A 15375-nucleotide genomic window follows, 5' to 3' on the forward strand; every position below is an offset into this window, starting at 1 on the left:
TAAAGCACCACACTGGCCTGCGTTGTGCTCAAGGTCGGGTTAAACCCCTTGGCTACGCAGCCAGCTCATCAACTGCGGTAACGGAAACGCCCCACTCTGGCGCGCCACTTCGCGGCCGTTCTTGAACAGAATCAAACTGGGAATCGAGCGAATCCCCAACTGCGCTGACAACTGCTGATTGGCCTCGCTGTCGAGCTTGGCCAACCGACATTTACCCTCTAACTGCCGAGCCGCCTGCTCAAACACCGGCGCGAACGATTTGCACGGCCCACACCACTCGGCCCACACATCCACCAGCAACGGCAGGTCGCCCTTGATCTGACTGGCGTAGTCGCCCTGTTTCAGCTCAAAAGGCTGGTTCAACAACACCGGTTGCTTGCAGCGCCCGCACTTCGGCGCGTCAGCCAGGCGTTCGCCGGGGATGCGGTTGAGACCGTTGCAGTGCGGGCAGGGAATGACGAGAGGGTTGGACATGGTGGCGCTCCTTTGAGACTGGCCAATAGATCCTATTTGGAGTCGGGCATAGGTTTTATCAAGATCGAGGGCGACGACGCATATGCTCACAGATTCGCCTGGGTGGATTTGTGCATGGCTATCTAGGCTTTGAGGGCTTGTTCGACATAGCACCATTGGTCCGTTCGCAGTTATAGCAAATTGCGATAATTGGCGGTCGGGTTTAACCTTCATAGCAAGATGCGATAGGGATGTTGCATGCGAGTGATTAGTGCGAAGCAAATCCGAAATGCCAAGGAAAAATGGCCCCATTCAGCCAGTGCGTTGGATGAGTGGTATCGGAAAATAAAAGTCCTCAGTCCTGAAGACTTTGCGGCGTTGAGATCGGTTTTCCCCACAGTGGATAAGGTGGGGTATTACACGTCTTCAATATTGGCGGCAACAAGCTAAGACTCGTTGCGGCTGTGCGCTACCGCATGCAACGCCTTTATATCCGGCATGTTCTGGACCACCGGGAATACGACAAGGGTAAATGGAAGGAGTAACTGGAAAATGAGTGTACTGATCGAGCAAGTAGCCGAGCACTGGCAATTCATATCGCCGCTGTTGCGTAAGCCTAAAACGGAGGCTGACTATGACGTCCTGGTGGAAGCGCTCGACGAATTGTTGGATATCGTCGGGGAAGACGAAGCCCACCCGTTGATGGGGGTGGTCGATATCATCGGTGACTGGGTCGAGGCGTATGACTTGGAGCATTGGCCAGTACCAGAGGTGAGCGGCGTCGACGTATTGCGATCGATGATGCAGGAGCACGGTTTGACGCAGAGTGATTTGCCAGGTGTTGGTGCTCAATCGGTTGTCTCAGAAATCCTCAGTGGAAAGCGCCAGCTCAACGTGCGGCAGATTCGTTGGCTGGCGGAGTTCTTCAAGGTGCCGGTGGACATGTTCATCTGATCATGCCCAGGACGATGGGCGATCGGCTGTCGATGTCTCCTTACGAAGAACAACTAATCTCCAAATGCTTGCCCCAATCCGGCGGCCGCTGCGCGTAATGCTCCATCCCCGGCTGTTCCTCAAACGGCTTGCTCAACACCTCGTGCAGCCGTCGCACTTCGCTGTAATCCCCCGACTCGGCGGCGGTGATGGCGTTCTGTGCGAGGTAATTGCGCAGGATGTACAGCGGGTTCACCGCATGCATCCGCGCACGGCGCTGTTCTTCGCGGTACTCGCCATCGCGCGCCACGCGGGCCTTGTACGTGTCGGCCCAGGCATCGAACCCGAGCCTGTCGACAAAGTCGTCACGCAACCGCGCCAGCGCGAGCGCCGCCGGCTCATCGCCCAGGCGCCGGAAGAACAGCGTGTAGTCAACGCTGCTGTTCTGCATCAACTGCAGCAAGCGCTCCACCAGTTGCGGGTCATCGTCTTCGGCGGTGGTCAGCCCCAGCCGGCGGCGCATCAGGTCCAGGTAGTGCGCCTGGTACAGCGGCAGGTACAGGCCGAGGGTTTCCTTCAAGGCGTCGACGCTGATAAACGGTGTGAGCGCCTGTGCCAGCGCACTGAGGTTCCACTGCCCGATCGGCACCTGATTGCTGAAGGAGTAGCGCCCTTCATGATCGGAGTGGTTGCAGACGAAGTGCGCGTCAAAGTCGTCGAGAAACGCAAACGGCCCGAAGTCGAAGGTGATGCCGAGGATCGACATGTTGTCGGTGTTCATCACCCCGTGGCAGAAGCCATAGGCCTGCCATTTGGCGATCAGTGCGGCGTTGCGTTCGACGACTTCGCGGAACATCGCCAGGTACGGTTCGGGCTGTTCCTGGCTCTCGGGGAAGTGCAGCTTCAATACATGTTCCGCCAGTTCCGCCTGCTGCTCGGGCTTCTTGGTGTAGTAGAAGTATTCGAAATGGCCGAAGCGGATATGGCTATGGGCCAGGCGCAACACCATCGCCCCGCGTTCCTGCTTCTCACGCCAAACCGGCGTGCTGGAGCCGATCACGCACAGCGCACGGCTGCTGGGGATGCCCAGTGCGTGCAGCGCTTCTGACGCCAGGAACTCCCGAATCGACGAGCGCAGCACTGCGCGGCCATCGCCCATGCGCGAGTAGGGCGTCTGCCCGGCGCCCTTGAGGTGCAGGTCCCAGTGTTCGCCGGCGCGGTTATATACCTCGCCGAGCAGCAAGCCACGGCCATCGCCCAGTTGCGGGTTGTAGGAGCCGAATTGATGCCCGGAATACACCATCGCGCGCGGTTCGGCTTCGGCCCACAGTTTGTGGCCGCCGAACAGCTCCGCGAATACGGGTGTTTCTGCTACGGCCGGGTCGAGGTCGAGCAGGGCCATGGCGGCGTCGCTCGCCACGACCAGGCGCGGTTCGTCGAGGGGCTCGGGCAGGACGTGGGTTGAGAACGCGTCGCCCAGGCGTGCGAAGCGGTTGTCGAAGGTCAGTTCGTCGAGGGCTTTCACCGGCCATCTCCAGCAGAATGTCCGAGCATTCTGCTGGGGATAGGCGCTTTAGTCGAGCGTGGAGGGCGGCGGCTCGGGTGCGTCGACCACTTTGCCTGGCGGTGGCTGCGGTGCGTCTGGGGCCTTGGCCGGGTTGGCGATGGCGTGGTTCTCGTCTTCCACCGGCACCAGTTTGTACTCCTGGCCGTGCAGGTTTTTCAGGTAAACCTCCATCTGCCGGAACGAGATGTTGATATGGTTATTCTTGAACTCGCGGTTGATAAAACGGTTCACTTCGTCGACCACCGGGTTGCGGTCACCGAGGTCACGCACGTGCATGCGCAGTTCGTGGTCGAGGGTGCTTTCGCCGAAATTGAGGAAGTACACGTGCGGTTCGGGGTCTTTCAGGACCCGTGGGTTTTCCCGCGCGGCCTGGAGCAGCAGGGCCTTCACCAGGTCGAGGTCGGAGCCGTAGTCCACGCCGAGTTTGAGGGTGACCCGGGTAATGGTGTCGGTCAGCGACCAGTTGATCAGTTGCCCGGTGATGAAGGTTTTGTTCGGGACAATGATGTCCTTGCGGTCGAAGTCGGTGATGGTGGTGGCGCGGATGCGGATCTTGCTCACCGTGCCTGACAGGTTGCCGATGGTGATGGTGTCGCCGATCCGCACCGGGCGCTCGAACAGGATCATGATGCCGGAGATAAAGTTGGCGAAGATCTCCTGCATGCCGAAGCCCAGTCCCACCGACAGCGCCGCCACCAGCCATTGCAACTTGTCCCAGCTCACGCCGAGGGTCGACAGGGTCGAGACAAACCCCACGCCGGCAATCACATAAGACAGCAATGTGGTGGTGGCGTAGGCGCTGCCCTGGGCCAGGTCCAGCTTGGACAGCACCAACACCTCCAGCAAACCGGGCAGGTTGCGCGCCAGGGCGAACGTGATGCCGATGATGATCAGCGCGCCGAGCATGTCGCCGATGCTGATCGGCACCATGCTGATATTGGCCCCGGTGCCGCTGGTGTATTCGTAGAGGGTGACGTTGTCCAGGTAGGAAAACACCGAGATCAGATCCGACCACACCCAGTACAGCGCCGCGATGAAGCCGCCGAGCAGGGCCAGTCGGATCAGGCGCATGGATTGTTCGTTGACCTGTTCAATGTCCAGGGTCGGCTCTTCGATCACCGCCTCGCCGTCGCCGGCTTCTTTGGCGGCCTGGCGTTTTGCCAGCGCCCGCGAATAGGCCAGACGCCGGGCCGCGACGCCCAGGCCGCGGACGAATGTGGCTTCGATCACCAGCCAGAACATCAGCAGGTACAGGGTGTTGATCAACCGATCGCTGAGCTTCAGGGCGGTGTAGTAATAGCCAAAGCACACGGCGATAAACAGTGCGATGGGCAGCGCGGTAAACAACAGGCCCGCGCCTTTGCGAAAGAGTGAGGCTTTCTCGTGGGTCGTGCTGTGCAACAGCAGGCGGCCCAACAGCCAGGCCATCAGCGCGTAGCAGGTCAGCACCACGCCGATGCCGAGCACGTCGTCGGCCAGTGCCGCCGGCTGATGCTCGGCAATGGCCACCACGGCCACCAGCGCCAGTACCACGAGCCCGAGCTTGCGCACCCAGCCTTGCAGGAATTCGACCTGCGGACGTTCCCAGCGAAAGTGCAATTCGGCTACGCCGCCCGGCGCGAGGATTCGGTAGGCGGTGTAAAACACCATCCATGCCTGGGCGATCTGCAACAGTGCGGCGCCCAGGTTGGCGTTTTGCCCGCGGGCGTCGATCTGCAGCGCATAACCGCATAACGCCAGGCCCAAGGCCACGGGCATGGCCAGCAGGATATTCACCAGGATCGCCTGGGGCGTGTGCCATTGGCTGTCACGCTTGAAGTGGCCGATGTCCAGGTGGACCTTTTTCAGGCGTGCGTACAAGGCGTTGCGCCGCCACAGCAGCGCGCCGATCAACAGCAGCAACGGCAGGAACAGCAGCGGGCGCTGGGTCAGGCCGTCGTACAGTTCGCTGACACTGGAGGCCCAGGGCAGGGAGGTGACTTGCTTGCTCAGGTGATCCGGGACGGTTTCCAGCCACTCGGTGTCCAGTGGCTTGTTGCTGGGAATCCAGAACATCTGTTCATCGAGAGTCGCACGCAGGCTGGTGGCGGTGCTGAGCAGTTGTTTCTGGTTCAGTTGCAGGGTGATCGATTCATTGAGCAGCGCGCTCAGCTCGCGGCTCAGGCGCTCGAGCAGGTCGCTGCGGGTAATCGCCAGTTCCAGCAGGGTGCGCCGCAATTGCGGGGTGACCTCATCCGGCGGCTGGTTGGCCAGCAGGTTATCCACGTAGGTGCTGGGCGAGCTGATCAGTTCGCGTTGCTGGTTGACCTCGAACTGGTACAGGCGAATGTTGGCGATGTTGTCCGCCAGGTCGCGGTCGACCGTCAGGCGCGGCAAGGCCTGCTTCTGTTTGTACAGAATCTTCGACAGCAGCAGGCTGCCCTTGAGCACGTTGATCTGCTCGTCCAGCGCCGAGTCGCTCTGGGTCACGGTGTCCAGTTGCTGCTTGGTCTGCAGGTTCTTCTGGGTCAGGTCGTTGAGGCGGTCGGTGCTTTTAAGCAGGTAGTCGGACAGTTTCAGGTTGGCCGCGCTTTCCGTGGCCAACAGGCTGCTGCCGCCGGCTTTCTGCGCTTCGATGGACTGTTGGGTCACCGTCTGCTGGGACTGGGCTAGGCGTTTCTGGTTGATCAGGGTTTGCAGGTCCTGGATCTCTTGCTCCAGGCGCGCGGTTTTTTCCACCACCAGGTCATGCTGGCTGTTGCCCAGGTCTTGCAGTTGGCTGTTGCCGGCCAGTTCCTGGCGGCGCAGCGGGATCAGTGCATTCAGCGACGCCAGTTCGGCGTTCAACTGGTTGCGCTGGTCGGCGCTGAGGGTTTTGCCATTGTCCTTGCCAGCCTTGAGGGTCGCGTTGATCTGCTGGATGCGCGTCTGGCTGCTGCTGATTTCGGTCTGGGCGCGCTCGGGGCGGGTCTGGGCGGCGATGGTCAGGCTGTTGGCGTCGGCCAGGTCTTTTTGCAGGTCGCCTTGCTGGGTGGTGCGCTGTACCAGCAGTTGCTCCAGTTGCGGCACCGGCAAGGTGGCGTAGCGCTGGGCCACCGGGACGACTTTAGTCGCCTTGAGCCGGGTCAATTCGCGCTGGTTTTCGCTGGTCAGGCGCGGGGCGTCTTGCAACTGGCGCTTGAGATCGGCCAGGCGCTGCTCGTAATCCTGCTTGTTGCCCAGGTAGGTCAACGTCTGCTGCAGGATCGCCTGCAGCGCCTTCATGTCGGCGTCGGGCAGCTTGCGGTCGGGCAGCTTGTCCAGGGTTTGCTGGATAGCGTCGGCGTTGGGCGGGTCGGCGGCGTATACGCTGCCGACACAAAGGGTCAGGCCCAGCAGGGCAGTGGCGAGAAAAGTGCGCAGGGTAGGCATAGAGACCGGTCGAGCAAGGTGAAGAAACGGGGCAGTGTTGCCCCGCAGTTTAGAGGAAGAGTCCGGGGCCCGGGCGACTTCCTTCGGGGAATCTGACGCCGACTTTGCCGATCTTGTTCCCGTCCATGACCGCGACGGTCCAGATCGTGTTGTTCCACTCCACCTGGTCGCCGACCACCGGCGCGCCGCCGACTTTCTGGGTGATGAAGTGGCTCAATGGCATGTCCGCGTCGATGCCTTCGAGTTGCAGGCCATACAACGCCGATACCGCGCCGAGCTGGGCGTCGCCTTCGAGGACGAAGTCGCCGAAGAAGCGCAAATCCAAGCCGCGTTGCGGCGCCTGGCTGAACAGTTTGCCCAGGGCTGGCAGGTTGTGTTCGTGACCGATCACGCAGAGCAGGTCGTCGGCTTCCAGCACCGTGCTACCCGACGGATGGAGCAGTTGCTGGCCACGGAACAGTGCCGCGATGCGCGTGCCTTCGGGCATTCTCAGTTCGCGCAGGGCTGCGCCGATGCACCATTTTTCCGCGCCCAGGCGGTAGACGAACAGCTCCCACTCGCTGGTGACGTGGACTTCCAGGGCCGCGCGGGAAATCGGCGCCGGCTCCGGTGGTACGGTTACTTTCAGCAGCTTGGCCACCCACGGCAGGCTGGTGCCTTGCACCAGCAGCGAGACCAGCACGATAAAGAACGCCAGGTTGAAGTACAGCTGCGCATGGGGCAGGCCGGCCATCAGCGGGAACACCGCAAGAATGATCGGCACCGCGCCGCGCAAACCGACCCAGGCGATAAAGGCTTTTTCACGGTCGTGGAACGCCTTGAACGGCAGCAGGCCGACCATCACCGACAGCGGCCGCGCAAACAGGATCATCCACAGCGCCAGGCCCAGGGCGGGCAGCGCAATCGGCAGCAGATCGTGGGGCGTGACCAGCAGGCCCAGCACCAGGAACATGCCGATCTGGGCGAGCCAGGCCATGCCGTCGAGCATATGCAAAATGCCATGACGGCTGCGCACCGGGCGGTTGCCGATCACCAGGCCGCACAGGTACACGGCGAGGAAGCCGCTGCCGTGCAGTGCGTTGGTCAAGGCGAAGACAAACAGGCCGCCGGCGATCACCAGGATCGGGTACAGGCCGTTTGCCAGGTTGATCCGGTTGACCATCTGCAGCATCAGCCAGCCGCCGCCCAGGCCGATGAAGCCGCCGATGCCGAACTCGCGCACCAGGTGAATCAGCAGGCTCCAGTGCAGGCCGGTCTGGCCGCTGGCGAGCATGTCGATCAGGGTGACGGTCAGGAACACCGCCATCGGGTCGTTGCTGCCGGATTCGATTTCCAGGCTGGCGGAGACCCGTTCGTTGAGCCCCTTGCCGCCGAGCAGCGAGAAGACTGCGGCGGCGTCGGTGGAGCCGACAATCGCGCCGATCAGCAAGCCTTGAATGATATTGAGGTCGAACAGCCAGGCTGCGGCCATGCCGGTGAGGCCGGTGGTAATCAACACCCCCACCGTGGCCAGCGACAACGCCGGCCAGAGTGCCACGCGAAAACTTGCCACCCGTGTGCGTAAGCCGCCGTCGAGCAGGATCACGGCCAGGGCGAGGTTGCCCACCAGGTAGGCGGTCGGGTAGTTATCGAAGATGATGCCGCCGCCGTCGACGCCGGCGACCATGCCCACGGCCAGGATGATCACCAGGATCGGGATGCCCAAGCGGGACGAAAGAGAGCTCACCAGAATGCTCGCACTCACCAGCAACGCGCCGATCAAGAACAGGCTGTTGATGGTTGTCGCATTCAAAGGCAGTACTCCATGGGCAAAATTAAGACGGGCGCATTCTGACCATGCAGTCTGCGTGCCAGCGATTCTAACCTGTTGAATTGCCGCGCTGTCAAAAAGGTTTTAACGACGGGCGCCGATCTAAATATGGGAGGGGGCTTGCCCCCGATAGCTGAGTGTCAGTCAGCACATCTGATTCTGATACACCGCAATCGGGGGCAAGCCCCCTCCCACATTTTTAGAGGCGAAACCGCCCGACCATCCCATTCAAATCCACCGCCAGGCGCGACCACTCGCTGGTCGGCCAGGTCGCAGATCAGCGTCGCGGATTTTGCTCATTTGGTTGAGGGCGAACACACCGAGAAACAACATGAGTATGCCAATCAGGGCGAAGCCGAGGAAGGCGCGCGGCGCGATATTCATATTACGAAGAGACATGCGGGAACCCTGGGAAGATGCGCGATCCACGCGGCCATGAGGCGGGAAATGCATCACCTATCGGCAGTACGACTAAAATCTAAAAGCGCATGTGCTTTTATCGCATCTGACGAGGGGTTGGGCCGATTCAGGAACCTGATGGGGGAAATGCAGTCACTAAGGCTCGAAAGTGTGGCCCGGCCCTTAACCATCGGGCTGCGCGCCGGGGATAACCCTGGCATCCGAGGTGAATTTTCTTTATCGTCACCGCCCTTTTAAAAGCCCAGGAAATCAAAATGTTAGAAGCATCCCTCAGTCAACTGGAACAACTGGTCAGCGACCTGGTACAGCAGAATCACGACCTGTTGGGCACTCATGAATCCCTCAAGGCGGAACTGGCCCGCGCCAAGGATGAGAACGACAGCCTGCAACTGAACCTGATGGAGCAGGAAGAAAAGAACGGCGCCACCGCTGCGCGTATCCAGGCGTTGGTTGAGCGTGTGAGCGCAGGTCCTGTCAGCGCATGAACGAAGGGATAAAGGTCGTTTCGATTCTCGGAGAGGATTACTCGATCAAGGCTCCGGCCGGAGAAGATCAAACCCTGATGCGCGCCGTGACCCTGCTCAAGGCCTCCCTGGCGACTACCAAGCAAAAGTACCCGACCCTGATCGGTGACAAGCTATTGGTGCTGGCCGCGCTGAACCTGTGCGCCGAGCAGATCGAAATGCAACAGCGTCACCAGCAGGAACTCGACCGTTACCAAGAGCAAGTCAGCGCCACGGTCGAGGTGATTTCCAAGGCTATCGGCCAGCCTTAGAACCACTCATCCTGCATGCCGAGGCACGTATCATCGCGGGCCTCGAGAATTGCCAGTTCATGATGGCAGCCCGGTACTTCCCAGGTCAGGAAGTACCGGGCTGCCTGGAGCTTGCCTTTATAGAAGGCGGTGTCCGCCGCATTGCCCTTGGCCAGGCCTTCTTCGGCGCGAATCGCCTGCTCCAGCCAGCGCCAGCCAATCACCGTGTGTCCGAACACCTTCAGGTACAGCGCCGAATTCGCCAGGCTGCTGTTGACTTTGCCTTGGGCGAGATCCGTCAGCAGGCCGATCGTCACGCTTTGCAGGCGCGCCACCAGGTGTTCCAGCGGCTCTCTCAAGGCATTCAGCGAGGGGTATTGCTGCGCCCGTGCGCCCGTTTCGGCGATCAACCGAATCAACTGCTTCAGGCCGGCGCCGCCGTTCTGCGCCAGCTTGCGCCCGAGCAGGTCCAGGGATTGGATGCCGTGGGTGCCTTCATGGATCGGGTTGAGGCGGTTGTCGCGGTAGTACTGCTCCACCGGGTATTCACGGGTGTAGCCGTGGCCGCCGAGAATCTGGATCGCCAGCTCGTTGGCCTTGAGGCAGAACTCCGAGGGCCAGGATTTGACGATCGGGGTCAGCAGGTCGAGCAGTTCGTGGGCGTGCTTGCGCTCGCCGTCGGTTGCCAGCGTGGTGGTGTCGTCGAATAGGCGTGCGGCATACAGGCCGAGGTCGAAGGCGCCTTCGACGTAGGCTTTCTGGGTCAGTAGCATGCGCTTGATGTCGGCGTGCTGGATGATCGACACCGGCGCGGTGCTCGGGTCTTTGCTGTCCGGCAGGCGGCCCTGCGGACGTTCGCGTGCGTACTCCAGGGAATACAGGTAACCGGCGTAACCGAGCATCACCGCGCCCATGCCGACGCCGATGCGCGCTTCGTTCATCATCTGGAACATGCAGCTCAGGCCTTGGTGCGGCTGGCCCACCAGATAGCCGACGCAGTGCCCGTTATCGCCGAAGTTCAGCGCTGTGGACGTGGTGCCGCGCCAACCCATCTTGTGGAATAGCCCGGCCAGCAACACATCGTTGCGCTCGCCCAGGCTGCCGTCGTCGTTGACCAGGAATTTGGGCACGATAAATAGCGAAATACCCTTCACCCCGGCCGGCGCGTCCGGCAGCTTGGCCAGGACCATATGCACGATGTTTTCCGACAGTGGGTGGTCGCCGCCGGAGATAAAAATCTTGTTTCCCTTGAGGCGATAGCTGCCGTCCGCCGCAGGCTCGGCGCGGGTCCGAATGTCCGACAGCGACGAGCCGGCGTGGGGCTCGGTCAGGGCCATGGTGCCGAAGAAACGCCCCTCGATCATCGGTTGCAGGAAGCGTTGCTTCTGCTCCTCGGTGCCGAAACTTTCGATCAGGTTGGCGGCGCCCATGGTCAGGAACGGGTAGGACGTTGACGCGGCGTTGGCCGACTGGAAGTGCGCGAAGCAGGCCTGGGACAGCAATGTCGGTAACTGCATGCCGCCGGCTTCGAAACTGCGCGCGGCATTGAGAAAGCCCGCTTCGAGGAAGGCGTCCACCGCCGGTTTGACTTCCGGAATCAGGATGGCCTTGCCGTCCTCGTAGCGTGGTTCGTTTTCGTCGTTCTTGCGGTTATGCGGCGCGAAGTACTTCTCGGCAATGTTCCGGGCGGTACTGATGGCCGCGTCGAAGGTTTCGCGATTGTGTTCGGCAAACCGCTCGCGCTGGGTCAAGCCCTCGGCATCAAGGACTTCGTACAGCTCGAAAGCCAGATTGCGGGAACTGAGTAGCGTCTCGGACATGGCGGCTTACCTGTGTGGGAAGGGGCCTGAGTCTAAGTGCGGGAATGGAGGGCGGCTAGCAAGATTGATCTGGGTGATGGAGGGGCAGAACGCGGACGAGGAGTTTAAATGCAGTCGAATGTGGGAGGGGGCTTGCCCCCTCCCACATGTTGACCGCGTTCCGGCAGTTAGCCGATGGTCATCAGGCTGGCGTTACCACCGGCTGCTGCGGTGTTGACGCTCAACGCACGCTCGATCACCAAACGCTCCAGGGCAATTGCAGTTTCGCCTTGGGACAAACCATGCACCCCGACAATCGCCCCGCCACGCTGGGCGACTTGCTGGCAAACCGCGCGCAGTTGATCGGAGTCGCCGTGGTGCAGGACTGCGTCGAACACGACTTCGTCCTTGGTCCAGTCGGCCACACGCTTGATCTTCGCCTGAATCTCCCTCGGCAGGCGTGGGAACAAGGCTTTGGTCAGCTCAGTTTCCGGCCATACCGCCGAACCGCCGACGGCCAATACCGCCGCCAGTTGGGTCAGCAGGTCGCCTTCCACTTCCGCCAGGCACAGCACATGCTCGCGGGGCAGGATGGCGTAGCTGTTGCGCTCGCCGGTCGGACCGGCCAACAGGCGGGTGATACCGCTTTGCGATTGCGCGGCGAACCGGCTGCACAGGGCACTCAGTTCGCTGAACGTGTTGCTGTCGGCCCAGGCTTTTAAGGCGGTCAGCGGTTGGCTCATGGCATCGCGCAGGCGCACGTCCGGTGCGGACAATGCATCACCCCGAGCGAAGGATTGCTCGATCGCATCGGTAGGACGCGTCGACAGCAGGCGGTACAGGTACAGCGGGCCACCGGCTTTCGGGCCGGTGCCCGACAAACCTTCGCCGCCAAACGGCTGCACGCCGACCACAGCCCCGACAATGTTGCGGTTGACGTAGACGTTACCGGCATGAACGTTGTCGATCACCTTGGCGATGGTCTCGTCGATGCGCGTGTGTACGCCCAGCGTCAGGCCGTAGCCGGAAGCGTTGATCTGGCCGATCAACTGGTCGATCTCTTTGCGCTTGTAGCGCACCACGTGCAGCACCGGGCCGAAGATCTCCCGTTGCAGCTCGTCGAAGCTTTCCAGTTCGATCAGGGTTGGCATCACGAAGGTGCCGCGCTTGATCTCTTCGCCGTCGGCAATCGCCACCTGGTACACGGCGCGGCCTTTGTCGCGCATGGCCTGGATGTGCTTCTCGATGCCGGCCTTGGCGTCGGCGTCGATCACCGGGCCGATATCCACCGACAGGCGCTCAGGGTTGCCCAGACGGCATTCAGCCATGGCGCCCTTGAGCATTTCGATGACGCGGTCTGCAGAATCTTCCTGCAGGCACAGGACACGCAGGGCCGAGCAACGCTGGCCGGCACTGTCGAAGGCCGACGACACCACGTCGATGACCACTTGTTCGGTCAGGGCCGAGGAGTCGACGATCATCGCGTTCTGACCACCGGTTTCGGCGATCAGCGGAATCGGCCGGCCCTGGGCATCCAGGCGCCCGGCGACATTGCGCTGCAGCAGGCGTGCGACTTCGGTGGAACCGGTGAACATCACGCCTTTGACGCGCTCATCACCGACCAGACGCGCACCGACGGTTTCGCCCCGGCCCGGCAGCAGTTGCAGCACGCCTTCCGGAATGCCGGCTTCGAGCAGGATGCGCACCGCTTGTGCGGCCACTAGCGGGGTTTGCTCGGCAGGCTTGGCCAGTACCGGGTTGCCGGCGGCCAGTGCAGCGGCGACTTGACCGCTGAAAATCGCCAGCGGGAAGTTCCACGGGCTGATGCAGACCACCGGGCCTAATGGGCGGTGGGCGTCGTTGGTGAAATCGTGACGCGCCTGCACGGCGTAGTAACGCAGGAAGTCCACGGCTTCACGCACTTCGGCGATGGCATTGGCGAAGGTCTTGCCGGCTTCACGGGCCAGCAGGCCCATCAGCGGCTGGATCTCGCCTTCCATCAGGTCGGCGGCACGTTCGAGGATCGCGGCACGCTCGGCGGGCGGGGTGGCCTGCCAGATCGGGCCGGCGTTGATGGCGCACTGGATCGCGTTGTCGACGTCGTCGACGGTGGCTTCCTGTACGTGGCCGACCACATCACGCAGGTCGGACGGGTTCAGCACCGGCGCAGCGGCTTCATTGCTGGCGGCGCAGCCCAGCATCGGCGCGGCTTTCCAGTGGTTGTGTGCGGTGGCCAGCAGGGCGCAGGACAGCGACGCCAAGCGGTGTTCGTTGGCCAGGTCGATACCGGCCGAGTTGGCGCGGTCGCTGCCGTACAGGTCACGCGGCAATGGGATACGCGGGTGCGGCAGGCCGAAGCCGCCTTCCAGCGTCGCCATTTGCTCGATGCTGGCCACTGGATCGGCCACCAGCTCCTGGATCGAGATGGACTGGTCGGCAATGCGGTTGACGAACGAGGTGTTGGCGCCGTTTTCCAACAGGCGACGCACCAGGTAGGCCAGCAGGGTTTCGTGGGTGCCGACCGGTGCGTACACGCGGCACGGACGGTTCAGCTTGCCATCGGCAACCTTGCCGACTACCTGCTCGTACAGCGGTTCGCCCATGCCGTGTAGGCATTGGAACTCGTACTGGCCGGGGTAATAGTTCTGACCGGCGATATGGTAGATGGCCGACAGGGTGTGGGCGTTGTGCGTGGCGAACTGCGGGTAGATGACTTCCGGCACCGACAGCAGTTTGCGTGCGCAGGCAATGTAGGACACGTCGGTGTACACCTTGCGGGTATACACCGGGTAGCCTTCCAGCCCTTCGACCTGGGCGCGCTTGATTTCGCTGTCCCAGTACGCGCCTTTTACCAGGCGGATCATCAGGCGGTGGCGGCTGCGGCGCGCCAGGTCGATGACGTAGTCGATCACATATGGGCAACGCTTCTGGTAGGCCTGGATCACGAAACCGATGCCGTTCCAGCCGGTCAGTTGCGGCTCGAAGCACAGGCGTTCGAGCAGGTCCAGGGACAGCTCCAGGCGGTCGGCTTCTTCGGCGTCGATGTTCAGGCCGATGTCGTATTGCTTGGCCAGCAACGTCAGGGACAGCAGGCGCGGGTACAGCTCGTCCATCACGCGTTCGTACTGGGCGCGGCTATAACGCGGGTGCAGGGCCGACAGCTTGATGGAAATGCCCGGGCCTTCATAAATCCCACGGCCGTTCGAGGCTTTGCCGATGGAATGAATGGCCTGCTCGTAAGACGCGAGGTACTTCTGTGCATCATGTTCGGTGAGTGCGGCTTCACCGAGCATGTCGTAGGAATAGCGGAAACCCTTGGCTTCGAACTTGCTCGCATTGGCGAGGGCTTCGGCGATGGTTTCGCCGGTGACGAACTGCTCGCCCATCAGGCGCATGGCCATGTCGACGCCCTTGCGGATCATTGGCTCGCCGCTCTTGCCGATGATGCGGCTCAGGGACGAGGTAAGGCCGGTTTCGTTATGCGTGGAGACCAGTTTGCCGGTCAGCAGCAAGCCCCAGGTGGCGGCATTGACGAACAGCGACGGGCTGTTGCCCAGGTGCGGCTGCCAGTTGCCGGTGCTGATCTTGTCGCGGATCAGTGCGTCACGGGTGCCTTTGTCGGGGATGCGCAGCAGCGCTTCGGCCAGGCACATCAGTGCCACGCCTTCCTGGGACGACAGGGAGAATTCCTGCAGCAAGCCCTGGACGATGCCGGCACGGCCGCCGGCGCTCTTCTGATTGCGCAGTTTTTCTGCAATCGACGCGGCCAGCTTATTCGTGGCTTCGGCCATCTGTGCCGGCAGGCGAGCCTGTTCGATCAGCATCGGCACCACTTCCGGCTCAGGGCGACGGTAAGCGGCGGTGATCGAGGCGCGCAGGACGGATTGCGGCAGGATGCTCTCGGCGAACTCGAGGAAACACTGATGGGCGTGGTCGGACTGGACCTCGCCGGCATCATCGGCTTCCTTGCAGCTCAAGCCATTGAGCTCGGTCAGGGTTGCACCACCCTCTAGTTTCTCCAGGTAATTAAAAATCGCCTGCTTGATCAGCCAGTGCGGCGTGCGATCAATGGAGGTCGCGGCCGCCTTCAGGCGTTCGCGGGTCGGGTCGTCGAGTTTGACCCCAAGGGTGGTCGTAGCCATTTTCTTATCCTCATGGGTGCCACTACCGAGTGGCATCAGCTGGCGGCAAGATTAGCTTCGCTCTGGAAGAGGTGCAACCGGGTGCAACCCTTTTTATGCATGAAATT

General features: G+C 61.8%; 9 protein-coding genes and 1 pseudogene. 4 read left to right on the forward strand and 6 right to left on the reverse strand.

Features of this window, described 5'->3' with window-relative positions; translation table 11 throughout:
- Window positions 1-39: 39 nt before the first annotated feature.
- Complete coding sequence (trxC, locus tag ACS5Q8_RS02180; RefSeq protein ID WP_276195980.1) at window positions 40-474, reverse strand: thioredoxin TrxC; 435 nt, start codon at window positions 472-474, stop codon at window positions 40-42.
- 237 nt (window positions 475-711) lie between these two features.
- On the opposite strand from trxC, the pseudogene ACS5Q8_RS02185 reads away from it, so the two are divergent.
- Window positions 712-998, forward strand: a pseudogene (locus tag ACS5Q8_RS02185) (type II toxin-antitoxin system HigB family toxin).
- A gap of 7 nt (window positions 999-1005) precedes the next feature.
- Window positions 1006-1407 carry a helix-turn-helix domain-containing protein gene (locus ACS5Q8_RS02190; protein ID WP_443696664.1) on the forward strand — a complete coding sequence of 134 codons (402 nt, stop codon included), beginning with the start codon at window positions 1006-1008 and terminating at the stop codon, window positions 1405-1407.
- A 40-nt stretch (window positions 1408-1447) separates the two neighbouring features.
- On the opposite strand, the gene selO is transcribed toward ACS5Q8_RS02190, so the two are convergent.
- From selO to ACS5Q8_RS02205, 3 genes are read right to left on the reverse strand one after another with little or no spacing between them, the layout of a single operon-like run.
- Window positions 1448-2911 (reverse strand): protein adenylyltransferase SelO, encoded by a 1464-nt coding sequence (gene selO / locus ACS5Q8_RS02195; RefSeq protein ID WP_465159791.1) that lies wholly within the window; start codon window positions 2909-2911, stop codon window positions 1448-1450.
- A gap of 48 nt (window positions 2912-2959) precedes the next feature.
- On the reverse strand, window positions 2960-6343 hold the full coding sequence (gene mscK / locus ACS5Q8_RS02200; protein WP_465159792.1) for a mechanosensitive channel MscK: 3384 nt from the start codon (window positions 6341-6343) through the stop codon (window positions 2960-2962).
- Between the two features lie 49 nt (window positions 6344-6392).
- The gene (locus tag ACS5Q8_RS02205) at window positions 6393-8135 is read right to left on the reverse strand and encodes a potassium/proton antiporter (protein WP_276195987.1); all 1743 of its coding nucleotides are present in this window, start codon (window positions 8133-8135) and stop codon (window positions 6393-6395) included.
- Between the two features lie 692 nt (window positions 8136-8827).
- Here ACS5Q8_RS02205 and ACS5Q8_RS02210 point away from each other — a divergent pair.
- Together ACS5Q8_RS02210 and ACS5Q8_RS02215 are read left to right on the forward strand one after the other, a co-directional pair.
- Complete coding sequence (locus ACS5Q8_RS02210) at window positions 8828-9058, forward strand: hypothetical protein (protein ID WP_276195988.1); 231 nt, start codon at window positions 8828-8830, stop codon at window positions 9056-9058.
- On the forward strand, window positions 9055-9348 hold the full coding sequence (locus ACS5Q8_RS02215; protein WP_253392967.1) for a cell division protein ZapA: 294 nt from the start codon (window positions 9055-9057) through the stop codon (window positions 9346-9348). The genes ACS5Q8_RS02210 and ACS5Q8_RS02215 overlap by 4 nt, the downstream gene beginning before the upstream one ends.
- Here ACS5Q8_RS02215 and ACS5Q8_RS02220 read toward each other — a convergent pair.
- Together ACS5Q8_RS02220 and putA are read right to left on the reverse strand one after the other, a co-directional pair.
- Window positions 9345-11147 (reverse strand): acyl-CoA dehydrogenase, encoded by a 1803-nt coding sequence (locus ACS5Q8_RS02220; protein WP_276195990.1) that lies wholly within the window; start codon window positions 11145-11147, stop codon window positions 9345-9347. The two genes, ACS5Q8_RS02215 and ACS5Q8_RS02220, sit on opposite strands and share 4 nt — an antisense overlap.
- Before the next feature lie 167 nt (window positions 11148-11314).
- Window positions 11315-15268: a trifunctional transcriptional regulator/proline dehydrogenase/L-glutamate gamma-semialdehyde dehydrogenase gene (putA, locus tag ACS5Q8_RS02225; RefSeq protein WP_465159793.1), complete on the reverse strand. Its 3954-nt coding sequence runs from the start codon at window positions 15266-15268 to the stop codon at window positions 11315-11317.
- Window positions 15269-15375 lie beyond the last annotated feature (107 nt).

This window comes from Pseudomonas sp. PAMC25584, assembly GCF_058135675.1.